Raw genomic sequence first — 18,942 nt, forward strand, 5'->3', positions numbered from 1 at the left:
AGCTTGCCCGGCGGGGTGGCGATATCAATGGTCATGGCTGGCCCCCGATTTCTCGATGTCGGCACGGATCAGGAAAGCGCCGTCGGTCACATAGACGTCGCCGGGTTGCAGACCGCCCAGCACCTCGGTCCATTCGGGCGTCCGGCGCCCGATATCGAGCATGCGGACCTCATAGGTGTTGCCGACCTTGATGAAGACCACCTCGAAATCGCGGAAGCGCTGGATCGCCTTGGTCCGCACCGCGAGCGGCACATCGGCCTGTGCCACCGCGAAGCTGCCCTCGACCCCCATTCCGGGGCGAAATTCGCGCGAGGCCTGGGGCGGCAGATGGACGTGCGCGAGCATCGTCTGGCTCGCGACATCGGCGGTCGGCAGCACCGCCTCGACCTCGCCCGCGAACCGGCCGTCGCCCGACAGGCTCTTGAGCGCGACCGGCTGGCCGACGCGCACCCGCTCGGCATCGCGGGGATAGACGAAGAATTCGGCGTGGAGCTGGTTCGGGTCGGCGATGGCGAACAGCGCGCGGTCGCCGGTCGTATCGCCGACGTTGACGTTCTTTTCGACGATCGTGCCGCCGATCGGGGCGGTCACCGTATAGACCTGAAGCGAATGGCTCGATTCGACGCGCGCCAGGACCTGGCCGCGGCGGACCTGCTGCCCCAGCCTGCCGCTGAGCGACACGATCAGCCCTGGCAGGCGCGCGCGCACCTCGGCCTTGCCCTCGGGCGTGATCTCGACGCGGCCGCCCATGTCGATGAGGTCGCTGACCGTCGCGGGACCTGCCGCTTCGGTCTTGATGCCACCCGCCTTTGCCGCCTCGGCGGTGATGACCGTGCGGCCTTCATAGGATTGATAGGCCCATTTGTGGCTGCGGCCGCTTTCGGACGCGACCACGCGGACGTCGAAGCTGTGCGGTTCGGTAACGACGCCGCTGCCGCGCAAAAAATCGTCCTGCGGTGTGAAGCCGAAGCGGTCGATCTTGCCGCCGAGACGCCCCAGCTCCATCGTCAGCTTGACCTCGGATGGCTTCACCGGCTTGTCGCCGCGATAGGCATAGACGCGAAACTCTGGGTCGACGCCATCTTCGAAGATGGTGACTTCGAGCGCGAAATCGCCGTCGCGGAGCATGCGTCCGCGATGCGGGCCCCGCTCATATTCGCCGGCCGCGGCGGCTTCCGCGCCCTCGTTTTTTCCCGGCGTGGCTTCGCCGCAGGCGGCAAGAAGCGAAAGGGCGAGCACCGATGCTGCCCCCAGCAGATATCTGTTCATCGGATCGTCTCCATTTTTGCGAGCCAGGGAGCGTGACGCCCGGTCAGCCGGTCGAGGCGAACCCCGAGCAGATGGAACCGGCGCAGCAGGTCGATGCGGCGCGATCGCGCATCGTTGACCGCCGTCTGGGCCTGACTGAATTCAAGGAAGGTGAAGGCCGTGCCGCCGCGCGCGAGCCCGTCGCGGATTAGGCGCACGGCACGTTCGGCGCTGGGCAGCACCTCGGCATCGATGCGCATGACCTCGACGGCGATGAGGCGGCGGTCGGCAACCAACCGGTCGATCTCGCGATCGATCTCGACCCGCGATACGGCGACCTCGGCTTCGAGTGCACGCTGTTCGGCCTGCGCCCGCTGGACATTGCCGCGGTTGGCGGCCTTCGTCCCGAGCGGGATCGAGCCGCCGACCATGACCGCAAAGTCGCTGCCCTCGCCGAACTGGCGCAGGCCGATGCGAGCGCTCGGGTCGGCGACGTTGCCGGTCTCGGCCAGTTTGACTTTGGCCTCTGCGGCCGCGATCTCGGCGGCGAGCACCGCGAGATCCGCCGAATTGCCTGCCGCGGGGACATCGGTGCCGATCTGCCGGAAGGCGGCCGGATCGAGTTTGAAATCGCCCGTTCCGCCCCACCAGGCAGCGAGGCTCGCCCGGGCGAGCCGGGCATTCTCGTGCGCCTGTTCGACCGCGATCTCGGCCTGCGCGACATTGGTCCGCGCCCGCTCGGCCGAAAACCACGGGTCCAGCGCGCCGGTGACGCGCTTCACGACATCGAGCTCGACGCGTTGCAGGTCGGCAAGCCGTGCTTCGGCGACCGGGATGGCTGCTTCTGCCGCAAGGGCTTCGACCCAGCCGGCTTGCACGCGCGCCAGCCGGTTGAGCAGCCGAACCCGGTTCTGCTGCGCGACGACCGCGACATCGGCGCGGGCTGCGCCGATCCGCGCTTCGCGCTTGCCGCCCCGCTCCCACGTCCGCTCGTACCAGCCGGTGGCTTCATACCGGCCGAGGGGGGAATAGGGGCCGGTCCCGGCGAAATTCTCGAAATCGACCCCGACGACATCGCGTGGCCCCACATCGGCCTGGAGAATGGCGGCATCGGCGGCTTCCAGCCGCGCCATATTGGCGGCAACGGCGGGATCGGCGGTCGAAGCGCGCGAGAGCGCCTCGTCCAGGCCGAGATTTTGTGCCGCGACCGGCTGCGCTACGGCAGCGAGCAGGACACCCCCGCAGAGCAAAGCTCTACGGGCTTTATGCGCGCGAAAACGCGCTCGAGATAAGGAATACATGGAATAATAGCCTCGCTGAAAGGCGTGGGAACAGCCCACGCCTCAGGAGGCGCGGGAAACTCAGGCGTTCAGCGAGTGGAGTCTGGGAGGGCGCTCGGGGTCGACGGGCCGCAGGCCCGCAAATTGCCGGTCGGGCCGTACGCCGTGGAGGTTGCCGGCCGCAAAGCCGCCGAGCGCATTCGCATCGCCCGGGACCAGAAGATTGGGACCGGTATCGCCATGGTGATGATGCCCGCCGGCGAAATGGTCGCTCGGCTGGTCGTCGGTATCCGGCGCCGGAGCATGATGGTCGGCATGATCGGCCGGATCATCGTGAACGGCATCGACCATGAAGCTGCCCGGCGTGTCATGATCGTGGGCGACCATCAGCGAGGGCGAATGCTGAAGCTGGTCGGTCGCCTTGGCCGGTATCGTCGTCGCATAGAACATCATCAACGCGACGCAGAGCGAAGCGACGAGACGGTTCAGCGAGGGTAGGGACCGGAGCACGCCTTGCGTGTAGATTTGCCGGAACGAGTTGGCAAGCGGGCGCAGCGGAACACCTACCCGATATCCGGATAGAGGGTGGCCATGACCCGTTTCGGGTCGAGTGCATAATGATGCGCGACCGCGTTCGCGACCATGATTTCGAGGCTGCGGGTGGGCCTGAGGCCTTGTCCTTCGTGACGGGCAGCCGCGCCGAGGCCGGGCCAGTCCGCCGATACCTCGCCACCATTGTCCAATCCGCCGCCCAGCAGCATTGCGGCGGAGGCCGTACCATGATCGGTGCCGCCGGTGCTGTTCGCCTCGATCGCGCGTCCGAATTCGGTCGCGACGATCGCCAGCGTGTGGCTCCATGCCGGGCCGAGGCCCGTCCGAAGCGCGCCGATCAACTGGTCGAGCCCATATAGCTGCGCCCCGAGACGGCCGCGCTGGCCGCTATGCGTGTCCCAGCCGCCCGTTTCGATCGTCATCACGCGGGCGCCGCCTTCGGGTCGCATCAATGATGCCGCCAGCGTGCCGAGGTCGGCGCCGTTGCGGCCATTGTTTCCGCCGATGTTGCCCGCCAGTTCGCGGGTTCTGATCGCGCTGTCCCGCAATGGTTGGAGCAGCGGACCGCCGTGATAGAAAGTTGTCAGACGCCCGATGAGATCGGCATCGGCTCGCGGCAGGCGGCTGTATGCATAGGTGTCGGGTATTACCGTCCCGCGCGGTGCGAGCGGTGTGGCCGCGGCGATTGCGATCGCGTCGCGCTCGGCGGCGGGCAGCAAGGGGAGCAGGCGTCCGATCCAGCCGTCCTCGCGGCCGTATAGATGCAAGCCGCCGCCCGCGAGCATATTCTGCCCGTCGAAATGCGACCGATCACGATAGCCCGTTGCAACGGCGTGCGCGAAATGCGCCTGCTTGCCGGCATAGAGGCCGGCGATTTGCGCGAGCGACGGATGGAGAGTGAACATCGCGTCGAGTCTGGCCCCGCCCGCCGTTTCGTCGGCCAGCGTCCGGCGCGCCGCGGCAAAGGCCGGATCGCCGGTGGGTGCGACAGTGGCGAGGCCATCGGCGGCGCCGCGCTGCATGATGAAGACGAGGCGTTTCGGCGTGCCGGCAGCGGCGTAGGCGAGGCCGGGGAAGGAACCGGCGGCAGCGGCCGTGACGCCGGACAGGATGAGTGAGCGGCGTGAGAGGATCATCTTCTGTCTCCGCAAAAAGGCCGGGCTGACAGGATGCCCCGCTCGTCGTTCGCCGCCTTTCGGAATGCAGCGCTGTTTGTCTGGTACGCGAATTCATAGCGTCCGTCGATTGATGGCCCGCGAATGCCGATTGGACCGAATCCGCTCGCCGGATCAGGCATATGGGATGCATCCGTCCGTCCACGCTCGCCTCACGCCCGACAAACCCGCCTATCGGATGGCGGGGTCCGGCGAAACCGTTACCTATGCCCAGCTCGACGCCCGGTCGAACCAGGGCGCCCATCTTTTGCGTTCGCTCGGCCTTGTGCGCGGCGACGGCATCGCGCTGATGCTGGAGAATGACGCCCGCTTCTTCGAGATCGTCTGGGCGGCGCAGCGCGCCGGGCTCTATTACACCTGCATATCGACCCGCCTCGCGGCGCCCGAGATTGCTTTCATCATCGCGGACTCGGGATCGCGCGTGCTGATCGCGTCGGCGCCGGTATCTGCGGAGATTGCGGTGACCGGCCTCGAGATTTTCGCGCCCGGCGCGCGCGATTTCGTGGCCGAACGCGCGGCGTTTCCCGGGATACCGATCGACGACGAAGCGCCCGGCATCGACATGCTTTACTCATCGGGTACCACCGGGCGGCCCAAGGGCATCCGCCCTGCGCTGCCCGAAGGGCCGCTGGAGCAGACCAATGCCCTGACCGAGTTCGGCCGGACGAGCTATGGCATGGCCGCCGATACGGTCTTTCTTTCGCCGGCGCCGCTTTACCATTCGGCACCCCTCCGCTGGTGCATGGCGGTCCAGAAGCTCGGCGGGACCGTGATCGTGATGGAGAAGTTCGACGGCGAAGCGGCACTGTCGCTGATCGAACGCTTTGCCGTCACCCATGCGCAGTTCGTGCCGACGCATTTCATCCGGATGCTCAAGCTGCCCGCCGAAACGCGCGGGCGTTACAATCTCGCGTCGCTGCGCGTCGTCTATCACGCCGCGGCGCCGTGCCCGGTGGAGGTCAAGCATGCGATGCTCGCGTGGCTGGGGCCGATCATCCACGAATTCTATGCGGGCACCGAGGCCAATGGCCTGACTGCGATCGGGCCCGCAGAATGGCTCGCCCATCCGGGCTCGGTCGGGCGCGCGATCTGGGGGACGCTGAAGATTTGCGACGAGGATGGCGACCCGCTCCCGGTCGGCGAAGTCGGCGCGATCCATTTCGCCGACGGGCCGGCGTTCGAATATCATAACGACCCCGAGAAAACCGCGGCGAGCCGCAATCGCCATGGTTGGACGACGCTCGGCGACGTCGGTTATGTCGATGCCGACGGCTATCTCTATCTCACCGATCGCCAGAGTTTCATGATCATATCGGGCGGGGTTAACATCTACCCGCAGGAGATCGAGGACGCGATCATCACCCACCCGCGCGTCGCCGATGTCGCGGTGATCGGCGCGCCCGATCCCGAAATGGGCGAGCGGGTGGTCGCTGTCGTACAGCCTGCGGACTGGGCGGACGCCGGACCGGCGCTCGCCGAGGATATCCGGCAATCGCTGCACGGGCGCCTTGGCCGGATCAAGCAGCCGAAACAGATCGACTTCGTCGCCGAATTGCCGCGCCATCCGACGGGCAAGCTGCTCAAGCGCCTCGTGCGCGAGCGCTACTGGCCGGGCTGATAAAAAATACCCGGCGCCAGGCGCCGGGTCATGGGAGGCGTAATGGCCCGCCGCGCATGAGCGGCGGGCCTTTTCGTCAGAAGGTGACGCGCACCGATCCGCCGAAGGTGCGCGGCGCTGCCGGCACCAGGAACGGGTAAGGGAAGCCCGCGCCGCGCAGGTCGAGGCCATAGGCATAGGTCTTGCGATTGAAGGCGTTGTTGATGAACCCCTTCACCGTGAAGCGGCCGATCTCCAGCGCGAGCGTTGCGTTCACCTTGGCATAGGAGCCCTGTTGCAGCTCGGCATTCTGCTGCCCCGTGCCGGGGGCGTTCACCTCGTTCAGCGGCGAGAAGAACTGGCGGCTGAAATAGGCGACATTGGGCGAGAAGGTCAGTTTGGCATCGCCCGTATCGAAAAGCCGGATGTCGGCGCCGGCCTGTGCCGTCCAGCGCGGCGCGAAGGGCAGGTCATTGCCCGCGATATCGGCGCCCTGCAGCACGAGTTCCTTGTAGGTCGCGTGGAGATAGCCAACCGCGAGGTTCAGCGTCAGCGCGTCCGAGGCGCGCCAGTTGGTCTCGAGTTCGGCGCCATAGACTTCTGATTTGGGCGCGTTGACGAGAATGCCGACCGGCCCGGGGCGCAAATCCTGCAACTGCTGCTTGGAATAATCATAATAGAAGGCCGCCGCCGAATAGGTCAGCCGATTGTCCGCAAGCCGGCCTTTCGCGCCGATTTCATAGGCGTTGACGCGTTCGGGATCGACATAGTTGATGCCGCCCGAGGAGGTGTAGCTGCCGCCGTTGAACGCCCCCGAACGATAGCCGCGGTTATAGCTGGCATAGACCAGCGGCCCGGCATCGAACTGATAGCTCAGCGAGACGCGCCCGGTCAGCGCGTTGTCGCGCCCGTTGCTCGCAAAGCGGGCATCGGGATCATAAGCGCAGGTGCCCGGCTGACCGGCGCACGGGACGGTCGTCGCGATCGGCGTCTTCGCCGTATCGACATAGCCCGCATAGAGATAGGCGAAGCCGTCGCGATATTTGGAGCGATCCCAGGTGTAGCGGGCGCCAAGTGTCAGCGTCAGGCCGTCGGCGATCTCATAGTCGCCCTGTGCGAAGACGGCGTAGGACCGGCGCTCCTGCCGGTAATGCTGGAAAAAGCCGCCGTCGACGCCGGGGCCGAGCGCCTGGCCGATGGCGAAGTCATTGTCCGTGACCACCCGGTCCCAGCCGTAGAAGAAACCGCCGACCAGGTTCAGCCCGTCCGCGCCATAGTTGAAGCGCGCTTCCTGGCTGAACTGCTGATATTTCGATTTCCACCAGACATCGAGAATATCGATCGGCGCCCCGTCGGCCGCCTGCTGGATGAGCTGCGATCCCCCGTCGCGCGAGGTAATCGAGGTGAAGCTCAAGGACGGCGAGAGCTCGTAGGAAATGGTCGCCGCGATGCCATAGGCGTCGGTGCGGTTGAGCCCGATGCGGTTCTCGTTGACCTCGAAGAATTTGAGGCCGGTGCGCGCGGTGAGCAGGCCGTGGATCGCCGCCTGGGTGCCATGGTCGCGGCCGCCATAGGCCTTGATCTTGATGTCGAGCGGTCCGCCGCCGGGATTGAAGCGCAGCGTCGCGCGGCCCTGCAGCGTGTTCTGGCGATTGGGATCGCGGCCGCCGGGGAAGACATTGTCGATGAGCCCGTCGCTCTTCAGATAATTTCCGGCGATGCGCAGGCCGAGCTGGTCCTCGATCAGCGTCGCCTCGACCGCCGCCTGCGCGGTGATCGTGTTGAAATTGCCATAGCCGGCTTCGGCATAGCCGTTGCTGCCCGACAGCGAAGGCCCGCGGGTGATGAAGTTGATCGCGCCGCCGGTGGTGTTGCGCCCGAACAGCGTGCCCTGCGGCCCGCGGAGCACCTCGACGCGGTCGAGGTCGAACAGGCCCATGCCGTGCGAGGTGCGGCTCGCCATATAGACGTCGTCGATATAGACGCCGATCGGCGACGCCTGGTTCGAATTATATTCGTTCGCGACCGAAATCCCGCGCAGCGAGAAATTGGGCTGGGTATTGCCATAGGGGCTGCTGATCTGCAGGTTCGGCACCGCATCCTGCAAATTGGCCGAATTGGTAATCCCCTTGCTGGCGAGCGCGTCGCCCGCGACCGCGGAAATCGCGATCGGCACCGACAGCAGGGATTGCTCGCGCCGGTTCGCGGTCACGATGATGTCGCCGACGCCATTGTCGTCGCTCTCGGCCGCCGCCGGTGCGGTCGCGACTTCCTGCGCGAGCGCCACGGCGGGGTTCAGAGCGGTGGTGGCGGCCAGCAGCGCGCCCAATCGGACAATTTTCATTTTTCCCTCTCCTGATCTGCGGTCTTTGCCGCTTTGGTTTTGAATGGATTAGCTTCGGCCGAGTTCGCCGACGCGGTCGCCGACCTCGCCGCCGATCGCGGCCCAGCCCGAACCGGGCGGGCGGCCGGCGAGGAAGTCGATCGTCGCCGATGTGTCGAAGGCTTCGGCGATGCGGGTGATCCCGGCGGGCCCCGCATGGACGAAGAGCGTGTAATCATTTTCGTACCAGTCGCCCGCGAACAGCGACCAGGCGCGATAGACGAAGCGGACGGCGCTCAGCGACGTGTCGCCGACCTCGTCGATGATCGTCACGGTGCAATCGCGGCGGTGATGCTCGGTCCACACCTGGTCGTTGAACGCGCACACGGCTTCGATGCCTTCGAGTTTAGGCATGCCGAGCGAGGCCGAAATCTCCCAGCTCACATCGGGGGCATAAAGCGCGCGCATCGCGTCGGGGTCGCCGAAACGCTCGGCGAGCTGGCGGGCCGGGGTCATGCCCCCGCCTCCCGCACCTTATAGCGGATCGGCAAATGCTTCAGGCCCGAGACGAAGCTCGCTTCGACCCACGCGGCGTCTCCCGCCAGTTCGAAATCGTCGATCCGTCGCAGCATCTCGGTGAAGAGGATCCGGATTTCCAGCTTCGCAAGCGCATTGCCGAGGCAGAGGTGCGGGCCGTAACCGAAGGACAGATGCTTGCGCGCATCGGGGCGGTCGACGCGGAACGCATAGGGATCGTCGAACACGCTCGCGTCGCGGTTGCCCGACGGATAACACATCATCAGATTGTCGCCCGCGCGGATCTGCTTGCCGCCCACTTCGCAGTCGGCGACGGCGGTGCGGAAGAAATGCTTCACCGGGCTGGTCCAGCGGATGAATTCGTCGACCGCGGTGCCGATCAGCGCCGGATCGGCGCGCAGCTTGGCCATCTGGTCGGGGTTCTGGATCAGCGCGAGCAGTCCGCCCGAGATCGACGAACTCGTCGTATCGTGGCCGGCCGCCGCGACGATCAGATAATAGGCATTGCGTTCGGCCTCGCCGATCGGCTCGCCATCGATCGTCGCGGTCGCGAGGATCGTCGCGACGTCGCCCCGCGGATTGCGGCGGCGATCTTCGGTGACCTTGCCGAAATAGTCGTTGAAGGCGTTGAAGGCGTCGACCATCCCCGCCATGCCGTCGACCCCGCCGACGCTGCCGAACAATTTTTGCGAGAGGTGCAGCATCAGCGGCTCGTCCTCGCGCGGCACGCCGAGGACGATCATGATCGTACGCAGCGGGAACCAGGCGGCGATCTCGGCCGCGAAGTCGCAGCTTCCGCCCATCTCGACCATCCGGTCGACGGTTTCGCGGGCCAGCGCGCCGATCTCTTCCTCGAGACCGCGAATGCTCTTGGCGCCGAACCAGGCCGAGGTCAGCGAGCGGAAAGCGCGATGTTCGGGGTCGTCCATCGCGACGAGATTGTGCGCGAATTTGTGGCTGCCGGTCTGCTCGAGCAAAAGGTCTTCGTCGGCGCGCGTGACCAGGAACTGGCGCGGATCGTTGAGGAAATTCTTCGCGTTGAGTTCGACCGCCATGATGTCCGCATGGCGCGTTACCGCCCAGAAAGGGCGATAGTCCTTCGGCTCGGTCCAATGCACCGGGTCGTCGCGGCGCAGCCGGTCGAATGCGCGGTGATAGCTATGCTCGTCGCCATAAGTCTTCGGGTCGACGATGATTTCATCGATATTGCCGGAAAGCGTGTCGCTCACGTCTTTCTCCTCTCCGCGTGCAAATTGCGGGCAGGCGCGGCGAGCGTCCAATCGGCAATGGCGCTGCATTTATCGATGCTGCCGATCCATCGTCCGGCGATCGCGGGCGATGGATTTCGGCCCCGACCATGCTATGCCGGGCGCATCCCGGCGGCGATCGGGAGGCTTTTTGGGAGAGGTCGATGTTTCACCCGGATCTCCGCCTGTTGCGGAGCTTCGTGACGGTGGCGGCCGAAGGGTCGGTGACGCGCGCGGCGGAGCTTTTGCACCTCACGCAGCCGACTGTCTCGGGCCAGCTCAAGGAACTCGAGCAGGCGGTCGAGCATGTGCTGTTCCATCGTACAACGCGCAGCATCTCGCTGAGCCTGGCGGGCAAGAAGCTGCTTCCCGCGGCGCAGCGGGTGATTGCCGAGGCCGAAGCCTTGCGCGACCTCGTGGAAGCGATGCAGGGTTCGGGGCGGACGCAGTTTCGTCTCGGCGCGGCGCTTTATACGCTTGAAATTCCTGAAAAGGCGGCGCTCATCGACGCCTTTTCGATGCGTCATCCCGGGATCGGTTTCACGATCGACAACCGGCTCCAGAGCGCCCAGATTCCCGATATGCTCGGCGAGCGGCTCGACGTCGCGCTCCTGCTCGGAGTCAACGCGCCGCCTGCCGCCGATGCGCGCGGCGACGAGATCACGCCTATCTTCAACGAGACCCAATATCCCGATACGCTCGAGCGCGTCATCCTGCGGCGGCAGCCGATGAGCCTGCTCGTGCCGCGCGATTCGGAGCTTGCCGAACAGGATGAAATCGCCCGTTCGCAGCTGAACGGTCTGTCGGTAGCGATCCTCAACCGCGAGCATGGCAAGGCGGTCACCGACCCGCTCGAGGCCTTCTTCCGCGAGAGCGGCGCCGAAATTGTCATTCCGGCCGAGGGCAATGCGCTCGCCGTCGAACGCTACGCCGCGCAGCATGGCATCTGCGGCATCGGCACGGGCTGGTTTTCCCCACCGGCCGCGCTCGTGCCGCGACCGGTCGAGGGCCTCGATCTTTACCTGGACTTTGCGGTCGTGCTCGGCCCCGGCGCCAATCATGCGGCGCGGCAATTCTTCAATTTTGCCCGAAAATGGCAGGCGGCCCGCGACGCGGCCGCCATCGCTGCCTAGCCGTCTCCGTTCGCTATCCATGACGTCTCGCCCGCGAGGATTGCCGCGATGTCGCCGGCATCCCACTGGAATGTCGCTTCGATATCGACCGCGTGGGTGAAGGCGCCGGTCGGCTCCGCGAGGTGCGCCGCTGCCGTTTCGAAGCGGAGCGAGCGCCCTTGGTGATGCCAGCCGAAGGCGAGGCTGCCTGTGCCGCACAGCGAAAGCGGGTCGATGGCGGCGGGAAAGCGCAGCGTTACCTCGCCCGACGCCCGCCGCGCCGACGGATCGAGCAGGACCGAGGCCCCGACGACCCAGGCATCCGTCCCGGTTCCCGGCTGGAAATTCCCCGTGCATTCCGCAAGGCGCACCCCGGGGCGGGATGGGGCCGGCGACGGCAGCGCCGCACTATCGCTCGCCGTGCCTTCGAGCGCGACCGAGACGTTGGTCAGCCCCGAGCGCGCCCACCGGATTTCGAGCGACGATATCGCGGCACCGGACAGCCTGCGCGGCGGCCGGCCCGGCTCGCTGTGGCACAAGTCGAGCCGGGGCGGGGTGCTGGTCCATTGAAATCGCTTTTCGCGATCGTCGATCGCCGGGGCGCCGAAAGCCCCCGTCAGCCACAGCGCGATCGTTCCGGTTTCGAGCGGCGCGACGAGCCGGGAAGCGCTGCCTTCGAAGTCGGCGCTCATGACCGGGACATCGGCGGCGGCAGCGCCGTCGATACCCACCGACAGCGTGCCGCCGCGAACCCAGCGGCCGTCGACATAGGGGCCGTTCCAGACCTCGGCGATCTTACCGTCGACCACCCGAAATACCTCGATCCCGCACCATTTCCAGTTGGGGTCGCGGCCAGTGACGTTCCACACGAGGGTCACATATTCATCGTCGCCGGCAAGGACAACGGGTTCGAAGGTCGGCCGCAGATCCTCATAATTGTGCCGGATCCGGGCGATCTGTTCTTCGATGCCGAGGACGGCAACGCTGTTGGCGTCGTACCGGATCATGGGATCGGCACATAGTTCCGGGACCAGTTCGATCCGGCCCTTGTTCCATATTTCCAGATTGTACAGCGTCACGATCTCCAGTGCCGACCGCGTCATCTCGTCTCTCCCTGTCGTTGTCACGGTTGTCGCAAACACCCGGAGGCGCCACCAATCGATAATCGGGTCCATTTCATCGTCCGCGCCGATCAATCATCGCCTGCGCCGATCCCTTCCTCGCCAATTCCGATTGGTAGTCTCGCGGATCGCGCGGCAGCATCGTCCGATAAGGATCTGGGAAGGAACTGCCGGTGGGCGACCATGACGCGCCGCGATTGCTCGATCGCCATGACGATATCGATCCGGACTGGTTGACCCGGGTCCTCCGGGCCGCGGGCCATCGCGATGCCGAGGTAACATCGTTCGAAGCCCGGCCGATCGGCGCCGGTAATGTCAGCGAGACCTTATGCGTCGACCTGGCTTTCGCGGCGCCGACATTGGCCCCCGCCTCGGTCATCTGCAAATTTCGCAGCAGCGACGAGACGTCGCATGCGCATGGTATCGGTAGCGGCTCCTATCTCCGCGAGCTCGAAAGCTACCGGCTGCTGAGAGGCCGCGACGATGTCTGCCGCATCCCGGGGGTGCTGTGGGTCGACGGCCATGCCGAGAATATCAATCTGGTGATGGAGGATTTGAGTTCGACGGCGCGCGCGGGAAACCAGATCGACGGATGCGGGCTGGACGATGCGCGCAGCGTGATCACCGAACTCGCCAAGCTCCATCGGAGTTTCTACCCGATGGAGCGGGCCGAGGCGCCGGGCTGGGGGATGACGATGGCCGGAACCGCCGATTATTGGTCGGCGGCCGTCGACCGGGGGCTGGCCGTCATCAAGCGCGATGCCGCCGACCGGCTGAGCAGCCTCGAGATGGATACCGTCGCGGCGGCGGCGGCATCGGCGCGGGACTGGTACCGGCTGCCGATGGACCGCGGCACGCTGACCCATGGCGATCCGCGGGTCGACAATATCCTGTTCGGACCATCGGGCGCGGTGCTGATCGACTGGCAGATTACCGGCTGGCGCAATCCGATGCACGACGTCGGCTATTTCCTGTCGGGCAGCGTCACGGTCGAGAGCCGGCGCCTGTCCGAGCATGAACTGCTGCGGCTCTACGCCGATATATTCGGATCGGGCTATGAGCGGAGGTTGATCGAGCGCGACTATCGGCTCCAGTTGCTCAGCGGGTTGATGACGACGGTCGCGGCCTATGGCCTTCTTGCCTCCTCGCCCGAGGTCGACCGGCTCCTGATCACCTTGCTTCGGCGCAACGCTGCCGCTGCCGCCGATTGGGATTCGGTCGGCGCCTTCTCTCCGTAATCGGGCCGGGGCTGCGTCAGGCGCTCGCTGCGATCACCGCTTCGATTTCGACCAGCGCGCCGAAATGGAGCGGGCCGCAGGGGACGATCGAGCGGGCCGGACGGTGCGCGCCGAAAAAGGCGGCATAGGCGCGGTTGACCTCATCCCAGTGCGCGACGTCGGTGACGTAAACGGTGCAGCGGACGATATCGTCGATCCCGGCGCCGACGACGCGGCCGATTGCCGCGATGTTGGCAAGCGCGAAGGACACCTGCTCGGCAATGGGGACCGCCGCCGGATCGGGCGTGTCGCGCGTGACGCCGAGCTGGCCAGAGACGTAGAGCGTGTCGCGGTGGAGCATCGCCTGGACATAATGGCCGCCGGGCATCGGCGCATCGGCGCATCGTATTTCGGTCATTTTCTCGGTCATCAAGGATCTCCGGACAGGTTCACCAGCCGCCGGTCCGCGGCCATTGGTCGACGATGGTCCCGGCGCGCAGCACGTCGTAGGACGGATAGGCGGCGCAGGTCAGACAGGCGTGGTTGGGCAATATCCGGACGAGGCTGCCGATCGGCAGCCGGGCGAACCAGCTTGCGTCGGGGACGGGCACATTGCCATGTTCCTGATGCACGGTCGTCACGGCAAGCTCGCCGAGCGGTTCCAGCGTCGCCGCATCGCAGACCCGGCCATAGCCGGCATCGGGCATGAAACGGTTGGCGCCGACATCTTTCGACAGGGCGAGGGCGCCGGCATCGAGGATCAGGCTGGGGCCGCCGCGCTGGTGGCCGATCACCGTGGCGAGCACCGAGATGGCAAGGTCGTCCTCGCTGCAAATGCCCCGTGAGAGCTGCGCGAGATCGTGGAACAGATAGATGCCCGCGCGGACTTCGGTGACCCCGGCGAGATGCTCGGCGAAGAGCGCGGTCGGCGTCGAGCCGACGCTGACGATCGGGCATTTGTGGCCGTGCGAGCGCAGCAGTTCGGCCGAAGCGACCGCTGCCAGCCGCTCGGTCTCGGCCAGCACCCTGATCGGTGCAGGATCGTCGAAAGCGTAGGAATGGCCGGCGTGGGTCATCACACCCATCAGTTCGAGCCGCGGCGAAGCGGCTGCGATCGCATCGGCGATGGCGAGCAGCGCGTCCGAAGCGGGCTCGACGCCGCTGCGATGTTCGCCGCAGTCGACCTCGATGAGGAGGCCGAAGTGGGCGCCCAAGGCCGCCGCCTCGGCGCCGATCGCCACTGCCGTATCGCGATCGTCGATGACGAACAGGATGCGTGCGCCATGGTCGCGCTGGATTTGCGCGGCGCGGCCGAGCTTCGCCGGCGCGATCGCGGTCGAATAGAGGATATCGCGCCAGCCTGCGGCCGCGAAATATTCGGCTTCGGCCAGCGTCGAAACGGTGATCGGTCCTTGCTCGCCATCGGCGGCGACGCGCGCGACATCGGCCGATTTTGCGGTCTTGAGATGCGGACGAAGCGTGACCCCCAGATCGCGACAGCGCGCGCGCATGCGCGCCGCATTGCGTTCCAGCCGGTCCGCATCGAGCAGCAGGCGCGGGGTGTATAAACCTTCGAACATTGCAGTCGGATTCCTCACGCCAGCGTTACCAGCGGGTCCAGCGTGTCGGCAATAAGCAGCGGACGCGCCGTGTCGGCGACGAACGGCAGCCCGGCCCGGTTGTGCCAGAAAACGGACATACCGACCCCGGCCGCCCCCGGGATGTCCGCCGGCGAGCCCGCGACGAACAGCGTCCGTTCGGGGGCCGCGCCGAGCCGGTCGAGGGCGGCGCGGTACGCTTGCGGATGCGGTTTGTAAAAGCCGGCCTCTTCGGAGGTCATGACGACCGAAAAGGGAACGCCGACCTGCTCCGCCGCCTGCCGGCCGAGAGCGACCGAACAGTTGGTGACGACGCCGAGGCGCACGCCGCGAGCGGCGAGATCGCTGAGCACGCGTTGTACTTCGGGCCAGGGCCGGAGCATGTCCCAGCCCATGGTCAATGCCTCGGCCGCCGATGCAGCGACGCCCGCCTCGGCGGCCGCTTCGCGGACAAGGTCTTCATAGGGGCGATAGCTCCCGCAGCCATAGGTCAGCCTGAGATAGGCGCGGCGCCAGCGCAGTCCGTCGGCCGCCGATCCGGCGGCGTGATTCCAGACCGACCAGGAGTCGAGGAGTGCGGTAAGGAGGTCGAAGAGCACGGCTTCGACGGGGGCGGCCGATTTCATGGCGAGGGTCCAGGTTGTTGCGGCGCGGATGCGACGTCCGGGCCTGCGTTGAAGTCGGTTGCGATTAACAGGGCGCCGGTCCTGCCCGCCAATGCCTGTTGCTGATGGTTTCATGCCGCGCCGTAAGCATCGCAATTCGGCCTCTGTGCCCCGGCGCTTCGCGATCACGCCGACGCCAGTTTCCAGAAAGCTTCGGCCGATGGCGATTGCCGGCCGCGCGGACGATAGAGCCGGATGTCGACCGGAATGTCCCATTGCGTGTCGCCCGCGCGGACCAGCAAACCCTGCGCCAGATCGTCCTCGACGATGCTCAGCGGCAACCACGCCAGCCCCCGCCCGTCTCTGGCCATGCGCGCGAGGACGAGGGTGTGCGAGGTGAACACCGGCGTCAGGCTGGCGGGCGCTGCGTTCGTTCCGAGCATCGCCGATATGATCCGGTCCATGCCCGAGTCCGCGCCATAGGCGAGCAATTTGACCGGGACACCCGCATCCTCGGCAAGGGCATGGAGCGCCCCCCGGTCGCTTGCGCGCGGCGCGCTCACTGGCACCAGCGTGTCGGTGCCGAGCGATAGCGATTGAAAGCCCGCGCCGTCGAGTACCGACACGGCGGCCGGGTGGTAATAGCAAAGCGAGAAATGCGCCTTTCCGTTCAGCATGATCTGTTCGGACGCGCCCATATTGTCGGCGGTGAGCTGGATCGGGATGGCGGTGTCGGTCATCGACTGCAGCGTCGCGAGCCATTGCGGGAAGAAGGTCAGCGCCAGCGCGTGGGTGACGAGGATCTTCACCGTCGATGCCGATGTTCCCGCAATCTCCTGCACCTCGCGCCGGCCGTGCTCGATATCGCGCAAGACCGTTTCGGCGATGACGGCGAAGCGTTTTCCGGCGGGGGTCAGGACCATCTGATGGGTGGCGCGGTCGACAAGGTCGACGCCAAGCCAATCCTCGAGGGCGCGGATGCGGCGGCTGAAGGCGGGCTGGGTCACATGGCGTGCCGCGGCGGCGCGCGAGAAATTTCCCGCGCGGATCAGCGCGCCGAAATCTTCAAGCCATGCCATTTCCATCGTTCAGCCCTCCGGACGCCCCGAAGCTTCTAATATATTGCGCGCGATCGGCCACCCTCCGTGGCGTGCATGGATTGATCCATATTGCGCATTGGTCCTGTTGCGGTTCGGTCGGCAATCTGCACTGATCAAAGGATGTTTCGGGGAGCGTGCGATATGGGTCTCGGGATTGGGCGGCTTTTTCGTAACGGCGCCTGCGCCGCCGCGTTGGCGGTTGCGGCCTTCGGTGGCGGGGCTGTCTCCGGCCTGTCATCTCCGGCCTTCGCCCGTTCGGTCCAACCCGAAACGCTCGTGCCGCGCGACCTGCTGTTCGCTTCGCCGACCTATTCGGAACTGCAGATCAGTCCCGACGGCAAGCAACTGGCTTTTCTCCACCCGCTCGACGGGGTCCTCAACGTCTGGGTCGCTCCGATCGGCGACCCGGCGTCGGCGACGCCCGTCACGCGGTTCGACAACCGGCCGCCCGACGGCTTCCAGTGGAGCGCCGACGGGCGTTTCATCCTGATCCTCAAGGACGTCGGCGGCGAAGAGCATAGCCAACTCTGGATCGCCAACCTCGAGAAGAAGACGGTTATCAATGCCACCGCCGATCCTGCGGTGCAGACGAAGATCGTCAAGGTTTCGAAACGCCGGCCGGGCGAAATCCTCGTCGGCATGAACATCCGCGACCGCCGCTATCGCGACATTTATCGGATCGACCTCGCGACCGGCGCGCGCACCGAGGTGTTCCGCAACGCGCCCAATTATATCGACGTCGTTGCCGACCCCGATTTCAACATCCGTCTGGGCGTGCGCGGCAACCCCGATGGATCATCGACCTATTTCCGCCTCGACCCGGCTGGACCGCAGGAATTCATGACGATCCCGCTCGCCTCGCTCCGCAATTCCAAAGTGCTGGGGCTCGATGCCGAGGGGAAATTGAGGATGCTCGACAGCCGGGGCGGCGACAAGGCGGGCCTTGTCTCGATCGACCTCGCGACCGGCAAGAAGACGCTGCTCGCCGCTGCCGGGCGCGCCGATATCGTCGATCCGCTGCTCGATGAGGAAAGCGGCGCGTTGCTCGCGACGCGCGAAGACCCGCTGGTGAGCGAATGGACTGTGAGGGCGGACAGCGCGCGCGCCGAGTTCGCGGCGCTCGAGGCCGCCGCCGCGGGACCGTTCAAGATCGTCGGGCAGACGCCCGACAATGCGCGCTGGCTGCTCCTCGAAACGGTACCGAACCGCCCCGATCGTTATAGCTGGTGGAATCGTGAAGAGAGGAGGCTGGTGCCGCTGCTGTCGACCCGGCCCGACCTCGAACAGCGTGCACTCGCGCGCCGCATTCCAGTCACCATCGCCTCGCGCGACGGGCTGACCCTGCCGAGCTATCTGACGCTTCCGGCAGATGCGAAACCGGGTGCGGACGGCATGCCCACGGCACCGGTTCCGCTCGTGCTGCTCGTCCATGGCGGCCCTTGGCTGCGCGACGATCTGGCGTTCGATCCGCAGCACGCCTGGCTCGCCGATCGCGGCTATGCCGTGCTGTCGGTGAACTTTCGCGGTTCGGGCGGTTTCGGCAGCGACTTCATGTCGAAAGGCGACCGGAAATGGTCGGAAACGATGCACGACGACCTGCTCGACGCGGTGCAATGGGCGACCGACAAGGGCGTGACCGCGAAGGACAAGGTGGCGGTGATGGGGCTATCTTACGGGGGTTATTCGACGCTCGTCTCGCTGAGCTTCACCCCCGACCGCTTCCAGTGCGGTGTCGATCTGGCGGGGCCGAGCAACCTGACGCGGCTGATCGGGGCAATGCCCGACTGGTGGACCTGGCAGCGGCCGCAATTCGTCAACCGGGTCGGCGATCCGACCACGAAGGAAGGCGCCGCCGACCTGATGCGGCGCTCGCCGATCGCGCGCGTCGATGCGATCGTCAAGCCGCTGCTCGTCACCAACGGCGCCAACGATCCGCGCATCTTTCCCGACCAGTCGCAGGAGATCGTCGATGCGCTGAAGGCGCGCGGCAAGCCGGTGACCTACGCCTTTTATCCCGACGAAGGGCATGTCTATGCGAAGGACGCGACCAACATCTCCTTCGCGGCGATCGCCGAACATTTCCTGTCGCAATGCCTCGGCGGTCCGGCCGAACCCTATGGCGACGATCTCGCGGGTTCGCGGGTCGAGCTGAAGGCCGGGGCGGCGCTCGTGCCGGGGCTCGAACAGGCGTTCAAGAAAACGGGAAGCGCGGCGGTCGCCGGGCAATAGT

16 protein-coding genes are annotated in these 18,942 nt (G+C 66.2%); 4 read left to right on the forward strand and 12 right to left on the reverse strand.

The genetic code is table 11. The features are described 5' to 3' along the window. Positions 1–24: 24 nt before the first annotated feature. The 4 genes from V6U71_RS04150 to V6U71_RS04165 all read right to left on the reverse strand — a co-directional run bounded on the left by V6U71_RS04150 (position 25) and on the right by V6U71_RS04165 (position 4,216). Positions 25–1,269 carry an efflux RND transporter periplasmic adaptor subunit gene (locus V6U71_RS04150; protein ID WP_411341066.1) on the reverse strand — a complete coding sequence of 415 codons (1,245 nt, stop codon included), beginning with the start codon at positions 1,267–1,269 and terminating at the stop codon, positions 25–27. Next, positions 1,266–2,498, reverse strand: coding sequence for a TolC family protein (locus V6U71_RS04155; RefSeq protein WP_411341067.1), 1,233 nt, complete (start codon positions 2,496–2,498; stop codon positions 1,266–1,268). Before V6U71_RS04155 ends, V6U71_RS04150 begins: the two co-directional genes overlap by 4 nt. Before the next feature lie 111 nt (positions 2,499–2,609). Then, positions 2,610–3,038, reverse strand: coding sequence for a hypothetical protein (locus V6U71_RS04160; RefSeq protein ID WP_411341068.1), 429 nt, complete (start codon positions 3,036–3,038; stop codon positions 2,610–2,612). 53 nt (positions 3,039–3,091) lie between these two features. Next, positions 3,092–4,216 (reverse strand): DUF1501 domain-containing protein, encoded by a 1,125-nt coding sequence (locus V6U71_RS04165; protein WP_411341069.1) that lies wholly within the window; start codon positions 4,214–4,216, stop codon positions 3,092–3,094. 166 nt (positions 4,217–4,382) lie between these two features. On the opposite strand from V6U71_RS04165, the gene V6U71_RS04170 reads away from it, so the two are divergent. Beyond that, on the forward strand, positions 4,383–5,873 hold the full coding sequence (locus tag V6U71_RS04170; protein ID WP_411341070.1) for an acyl-CoA synthetase: 1,491 nt from the start codon (positions 4,383–4,385) through the stop codon (positions 5,871–5,873). Positions 5,874–5,949: 76 nt separating this feature from the next. On the opposite strand, the gene V6U71_RS04175 is transcribed toward V6U71_RS04170, so the two are convergent. Genes V6U71_RS04175 through V6U71_RS04185 form a run of 3 tightly spaced genes read right to left on the reverse strand, consistent with a single transcriptional unit; the run spans position 5,950 to position 9,941 of the window. Continuing rightward, positions 5,950–8,196 (reverse strand): TonB-dependent receptor, encoded by a 2,247-nt coding sequence (locus V6U71_RS04175; protein WP_411341071.1) that lies wholly within the window; start codon positions 8,194–8,196, stop codon positions 5,950–5,952. A 48-nt stretch (positions 8,197–8,244) separates the two neighbouring features. Next, positions 8,245–8,691 (reverse strand): nuclear transport factor 2 family protein, encoded by a 447-nt coding sequence (locus tag V6U71_RS04180; protein ID WP_411341072.1) that lies wholly within the window; start codon positions 8,689–8,691, stop codon positions 8,245–8,247. Continuing rightward, on the reverse strand, positions 8,688–9,941 hold the full coding sequence (locus tag V6U71_RS04185) for a cytochrome P450 (protein WP_411341073.1): 1,254 nt from the start codon (positions 9,939–9,941) through the stop codon (positions 8,688–8,690). Before V6U71_RS04185 ends, V6U71_RS04180 begins: the two co-directional genes overlap by 4 nt. Positions 9,942–10,123: 182 nt before the next feature. Here V6U71_RS04185 and V6U71_RS04190 point away from each other — a divergent pair, with 182 nt between their 5' ends. Next, positions 10,124–11,092 (forward strand): LysR family transcriptional regulator, encoded by a 969-nt coding sequence (locus tag V6U71_RS04190; protein WP_411341074.1) that lies wholly within the window; start codon positions 10,124–10,126, stop codon positions 11,090–11,092. Here the strand turns inward: V6U71_RS04190 and V6U71_RS04195 are convergent. Further along, positions 11,089–12,174 carry a phage tail tube protein gene (locus tag V6U71_RS04195; protein WP_411341075.1) on the reverse strand — a complete coding sequence of 362 codons (1,086 nt, stop codon included), beginning with the start codon at positions 12,172–12,174 and terminating at the stop codon, positions 11,089–11,091. The genes V6U71_RS04190 and V6U71_RS04195 overlap by 4 nt on opposite strands. Positions 12,175–12,365: 191 nt before the next feature. On the opposite strand from V6U71_RS04195, the gene V6U71_RS04200 reads away from it, so the two are divergent. Next, positions 12,366–13,430: a phosphotransferase family protein gene (locus tag V6U71_RS04200; protein WP_411341076.1), complete on the forward strand. Its 1,065-nt coding sequence runs from the start codon at positions 12,366–12,368 to the stop codon at positions 13,428–13,430. A gap of 16 nt (positions 13,431–13,446) precedes the next feature. On the opposite strand, the gene V6U71_RS04205 is transcribed toward V6U71_RS04200, so the two are convergent. The 4 genes from V6U71_RS04205 to V6U71_RS04220 form a co-directional block, all read right to left on the reverse strand. Further along, positions 13,447–13,839: a RidA family protein gene (locus V6U71_RS04205; RefSeq protein WP_411341077.1), complete on the reverse strand. Its 393-nt coding sequence runs from the start codon at positions 13,837–13,839 to the stop codon at positions 13,447–13,449. A gap of 19 nt (positions 13,840–13,858) precedes the next feature. Beyond that, positions 13,859–14,920 carry an alanine racemase gene (locus tag V6U71_RS04210; RefSeq protein WP_411342307.1) on the reverse strand — a complete coding sequence of 354 codons (1,062 nt, stop codon included), beginning with the start codon at positions 14,918–14,920 and terminating at the stop codon, positions 13,859–13,861. Positions 14,921–15,003: 83 nt separating this feature from the next. Further along, positions 15,004–15,633 carry an HAD family hydrolase gene (locus V6U71_RS04215; protein ID WP_411341078.1) on the reverse strand — a complete coding sequence of 210 codons (630 nt, stop codon included), beginning with the start codon at positions 15,631–15,633 and terminating at the stop codon, positions 15,004–15,006. A 164-nt stretch (positions 15,634–15,797) separates the two neighbouring features. Next, on the reverse strand, positions 15,798–16,691 hold the full coding sequence (locus V6U71_RS04220) for a LysR family transcriptional regulator (RefSeq protein WP_411341079.1): 894 nt from the start codon (positions 16,689–16,691) through the stop codon (positions 15,798–15,800). A gap of 162 nt (positions 16,692–16,853) precedes the next feature. Here V6U71_RS04220 and V6U71_RS04225 point away from each other — a divergent pair, with 162 nt between their 5' ends. Next, a complete protein-coding gene (locus tag V6U71_RS04225; protein ID WP_411341080.1) occupies positions 16,854–18,941 on the forward strand; it encodes a S9 family peptidase in 2,088 nt (695 codons plus the stop codon). Position 18,942 lies beyond the last annotated feature (1 nt).

Origin of the sequence: Sphingopyxis sp. J-6 (assembly GCF_046603995.1) — a bacterium.
GTDB lineage: Bacteria > Pseudomonadota > Alphaproteobacteria > Sphingomonadales > Sphingomonadaceae > Sphingopyxis.

Bases quoted from the DNA above. Each gene is read 5' to 3' on its own strand.
- V6U71_RS04150 (WP_411341066.1), bottom strand. From the start codon at position 1,269: ATGAACAGATATCTGCTGGGGGCAGCATCGGTGCTCGCCCTTTCGCTT.
- V6U71_RS04165 (WP_411341069.1), bottom strand. From the start codon at position 4,216: ATGATCCTCTCACGCCGCTCACTCATCCTGTCCGGCGTCACGGCCGCT.
- V6U71_RS04170 (WP_411341070.1), top strand. From the start codon at position 4,383: ATGCATCCGTCCGTCCACGCTCGCCTCACGCCCGACAAACCCGCCTAT.
- V6U71_RS04175 (WP_411341071.1), bottom strand. From the start codon at position 8,196: ATGAAAATTGTCCGATTGGGCGCGCTGCTGGCCGCCACCACCGCTCTG.
- V6U71_RS04180 (WP_411341072.1), bottom strand. From the start codon at position 8,691: ATGACCCCGGCCCGCCAGCTCGCCGAGCGTTTCGGCGACCCCGACGCG.
- V6U71_RS04190 (WP_411341074.1), top strand. From the start codon at position 10,124: ATGTTTCACCCGGATCTCCGCCTGTTGCGGAGCTTCGTGACGGTGGCG.
- V6U71_RS04195 (WP_411341075.1), bottom strand. From the start codon at position 12,174: ATGACGCGGTCGGCACTGGAGATCGTGACGCTGTACAATCTGGAAATA.
- V6U71_RS04205 (WP_411341077.1), bottom strand. From the start codon at position 13,839: ATGACCGAGAAAATGACCGAAATACGATGCGCCGATGCGCCGATGCCC.
- V6U71_RS04210 (WP_411342307.1), bottom strand. From the start codon at position 14,920: ATGCGCGCGCGCTGTCGCGATCTGGGGGTCACGCTTCGTCCGCATCTC.
- V6U71_RS04215 (WP_411341078.1), bottom strand. From the start codon at position 15,633: ATGAAATCGGCCGCCCCCGTCGAAGCCGTGCTCTTCGACCTCCTTACC.
- V6U71_RS04220 (WP_411341079.1), bottom strand. From the start codon at position 16,691: ATGGCATGGCTTGAAGATTTCGGCGCGCTGATCCGCGCGGGAAATTTC.
- V6U71_RS04225 (WP_411341080.1), top strand. From the start codon at position 16,854: ATGGGTCTCGGGATTGGGCGGCTTTTTCGTAACGGCGCCTGCGCCGCC.